Below are 3,531 nucleotides of genomic sequence, written 5' to 3'. Positions count from 1 at the left end.
TCCGCCTCGGTGAGCTGGCAGTACTTCAAGGATCTTCTCTTCCCGGAGTGATCCCCTTCAGTCTGCCAGCTCGCCGCTTCTTCCTTGGGCGTCGCAGGTGTTGCACTTACTTTGTTAACCTGCGAGGTCTAACAATTCATTCAAGCCGAAGCCGCTTCGCGGCTCGGCTTAATTCAGGTGTTAGGTGCCATGAGCGATCACCAGGATTTTGACGAGCTTCTCTCCTACTTGACCAAGGTCCCTGCTGTAACCGGCAACATCGGAAGCGGCAAGTTCGACAATGGCAATTGGTGGGTAAAGCTGTCGCTGGATATATCTCACCCTTTGGCCTGGCACGTCGTCCAGGAGCTTGGCGCGGTGCTCAACTATCTTTCGGCCAATGAGCGATTGCCAACCATTTTTATGCCTGTGTCGCCGCCCCCGTACCTCAATGGCGGGCCGGCCGACTACCTGTCCTGGGTTATTGAGTCAAAAGAGCCGTCGTTCAAACCCAGCACGGTGGCAGAGTGGCTTGAGGGGCGATTGCCGCGGCCTGTAAATGATCTCTCCCAATGGGAGGCGCAAGATGGCACCTAACATTGCGTTCAAGCCGAAATTGCATCGCTACGCCAACAACATGGCCGATAAAGCTTGCCATGTTGTCGGCTACGCGCTGCAATTCGGCTTAACTTAGGTGTTAGGCCGCGGAAGGAGATCTTTGCGCATGGGAACAGCGTTCTGGATGCGTCGGTTCTTGGTGGTGCTCGCTGTGGCGTTCGTCGTCATCGCTGCGTCGCACCTGGTTCGAGGCAGAGGCGTCGAATACGCCGTGACTCAGGGTGCAGTTTGGTCGGTCATATCGGCCGTCATCTTTACCGTGGCCCGATACTTTCAGGCTCGGCGCGGTCAACATTGCGCACTCTGCCGGGACACGCCAGAAATGCAGAAACAACACGGGCCGCAGGCCTAACAATTCATTCAAGCCGAACATGCTTCGTTCCAGCAAAAGGCGGCACTGAAAAGCGTGCCACCTTTTGCCTCCACTACGCATGTCGGCTTAATTCAGGTGTTAGGTGCGCATGACACACGATCGCAAAATTGAAGAATACAAACGCCTGATGGCGGAGAAAGGTGTAGCCCCGGCCACAGCATCGCCGCCCCTTTGGCTGTTGCTCTGGTCAATGGGCATTCCGCTGCCGCCGCCGCTCTATATGGGCTTTCTTCCGCTCGCCCTCTTTGGTGGCACATTTTTCGGGGTCGTGTTCGGCGCTTTTGCCTGGTACATGGGCAACAAGGGCATTCGCACCATGTCGTTCAAGGAGGCGGGTGATATCGCCCTGATTACCGGCGCATTGTTTGGCATCACTGTCTCTTGGCTTACCCGTCGTCTGGCCCGCAAACTCGGATTAGGTTCCTGGTCCGCGCTGGGCACAGCCCGGCTGCGCACCTAACAATTCATTCAAGCCGAACATGCTTCGTTCCAGCAAAAGGCGGCACTGAAAAGCGTGCCGCCTTTTGCCTCCACTACGCATGTCGGCTTAATTCAGGTGTTAGGTGCCAGATGAAGAATCCAGCGAGCTTCTGGCAGTGGTTCCGGGCCAATGAGTCACGCTTTCGGAATGTAGAAGTCCCTGAGAAGGAACAGCTACTAGACGAGTTCATGGCACAACTTCATGAGTTCTCGGATGAACTTTGGTTTCAGCTAGGCGGTCACCCTAACGGACCGCACGATCTAATCATAACTGCCGAGGGCAATCTTGATGCCTTCCATAAGGTTCGCCGCCTAGTCGGCGCTGCGCCGCAAATTCCAGGCTGGCAGTTCATAGCGTTCAAGCCCGCACACGGCTTTGATTTCGTTACAAGCTACAGAGGGCTCACATTTGCGCCAGAAGCGACATGGTTCTTGCCGCTAGAATCTCGAGAAGATCCGGAGTCGCTCGGACTGAGAGTGGCATATGCTCACTTTGATCCTTCTAGGCAGCAGGATTTTTTGACTGCGGCGTACATTATGTTGGAGGGTGGTCTTGGAGAGTTGGTTACAGCGGAAAGAATTCAGTACGTTGAGGTTGGGCTACTACCCTCTGTTCCTGAGGCTGCGGGATACATTGAGATCAATGAACTTTCTGACTATTTGGTGTTTCGGGCGCGTCGCGCTGGCACCTAACAATTCATTCAAGCCGAAGCCGCTTCGCGGCTCGGCTTAATTCAGGTGTTAGACGCCAAACAGCCCGCTCAATGAGAGTAGGTTTCCAGGCGCTTCCTCTGCTCTCGCCTCGTGGAGTCGGGCTTCGAGTGAGTCTTCCTAGCGCGCATGCGATCTACGAGGCTGCGCTCGGAGATTCGCGGAGTCCTCCGCCAACCGTGCCGTATTGCATTCCGGCGAGGCGCTCGCAGTTTCCGGCGGTGCGCGCCCGACTATCGTGGCTTCGTCGAAGAGCTGGTCTTGCGCAACTGCGGCTGTGCTCGCATCCTTGGGGTGACGCGGTGAGGATTCAGGTGCTCTGATTGACCGCGTCTAACAATTCATTCAAGGGGAAGCCACTTCGTGGCTCCCCTTAATTCAGGTGTTAGGCCCCGCACGAAGGGAACTCAATGACCAGCATCCTTTTCAACTTCTGGCTGCGCCGCTTCTCGCTTGTTTTCGCAATCGCATGTGTTGCACTAGCTCTGCTGGAGAGGCTCATGCACGGAGACAATCCATCCTACGCCAGCGCAATAGGCTGGGCCGCTACGGCAGCGTTCGTTGCGGCTTCTGTGGCTACATATTGGGCCCGCAAACATGGTTGCGGGATTTCGAGGCAATCGCCGTAAGGGCGAGGCCTAACCATTCATTCAAGCCGAACCCGCTTCGCGGGTCGGCTTAATTCAGGTGTTAGCGCCCACATGAAGATTCTGATGCGACCGATACTTGCTGGGATCCTTGGGATTGCTTTGAGCACATGTCTTTGGCAGGTTGCTGTTTATCACCGGCCAATGGAATACGAGCCAAGTCATGTGAGACTTGTTCATTGGCTCTTCCTTGATGGGCCGATTTTTGAAGCGTTGCTGTATCTCTTGCCATGGTTTGTAGTTGGAGTTGTTTCAAGCAAGCGTCAAGTATTAACGGCATTAATCGCTGGGTCCACGGCTGCGGTCATACGGTACGCACTCCTTATCCACAGCGGCCCTCTTGATCCCTTCACGTTGCTGGCGAGCCTACGTTTTGCTTTGGCCGGTGCGCTCTATGGCGCTGCAGGCGCAGCACTTGGCGTGGGCGCTAACAATTCATTCAAGCCGAAGCCGCTTCGCGGCTCGGCTTAATTCAGGTGTTAGGCCGCTAAGAGCGGGCCTGCTGCGGCACTTCGGCAGTTCGGGTTGCTCGCTTCGCTCAGCACCTTGTCGCCTTCGTCCACCATCTTCGGTCGCGCTTGGGGTCATCTAAGCGGCGCTCGTATCTCTACGCGGCAGTACTGGCGATCGAGGTTACCGGCGGCACCAATGCCGGGCGCTCGCGGCTCCTGGTGCGCGGTCGTGCATCTTCGCTTCGGCACAAGCAGCTTCGGCTAGTCCGCG

General features: G+C 56.2%; 4 protein-coding genes. All 4 read left to right on the top strand.

Features of this window, described 5'->3' with window-relative positions:
• Window positions 1-189 precede the first annotated feature (189 nt).
• A complete protein-coding gene (locus G7B67_RS12740) occupies window positions 190-576 on the top strand; it encodes a hypothetical protein (protein WP_166213010.1) in 387 nt (128 codons plus the stop codon).
• Between the two features lie 482 nt (window positions 577-1,058).
• Window positions 1,059-1,430: a DUF6404 family protein gene (locus G7B67_RS12735; protein WP_166213008.1), complete on the top strand. Its 372-nt coding sequence runs from the start codon at window positions 1,059-1,061 to the stop codon at window positions 1,428-1,430.
• Window positions 1,431-1,540: 110 nt separating this feature from the next.
• The gene (locus G7B67_RS12730) at window positions 1,541-2,143 is read left to right on the top strand and encodes a hypothetical protein (RefSeq protein WP_166213006.1); all 603 of its coding nucleotides are present in this window, start codon (window positions 1,541-1,543) and stop codon (window positions 2,141-2,143) included.
• 719 nt (window positions 2,144-2,862) lie between these two features.
• The gene (locus G7B67_RS12725) at window positions 2,863-3,279 is read left to right on the top strand and encodes a hypothetical protein (protein ID WP_166213004.1); all 417 of its coding nucleotides are present in this window, start codon (window positions 2,863-2,865) and stop codon (window positions 3,277-3,279) included.
• Window positions 3,280-3,531 lie beyond the last annotated feature (252 nt).

This window comes from Cognatiluteimonas telluris (assembly GCF_011320095.1).
GTDB classification, from domain to species: domain Bacteria; phylum Pseudomonadota; class Gammaproteobacteria; order Xanthomonadales; family Xanthomonadaceae; genus Cognatiluteimonas; species Cognatiluteimonas telluris.
This window is presented reverse-complemented; position numbering and strand designations above follow the sequence as displayed.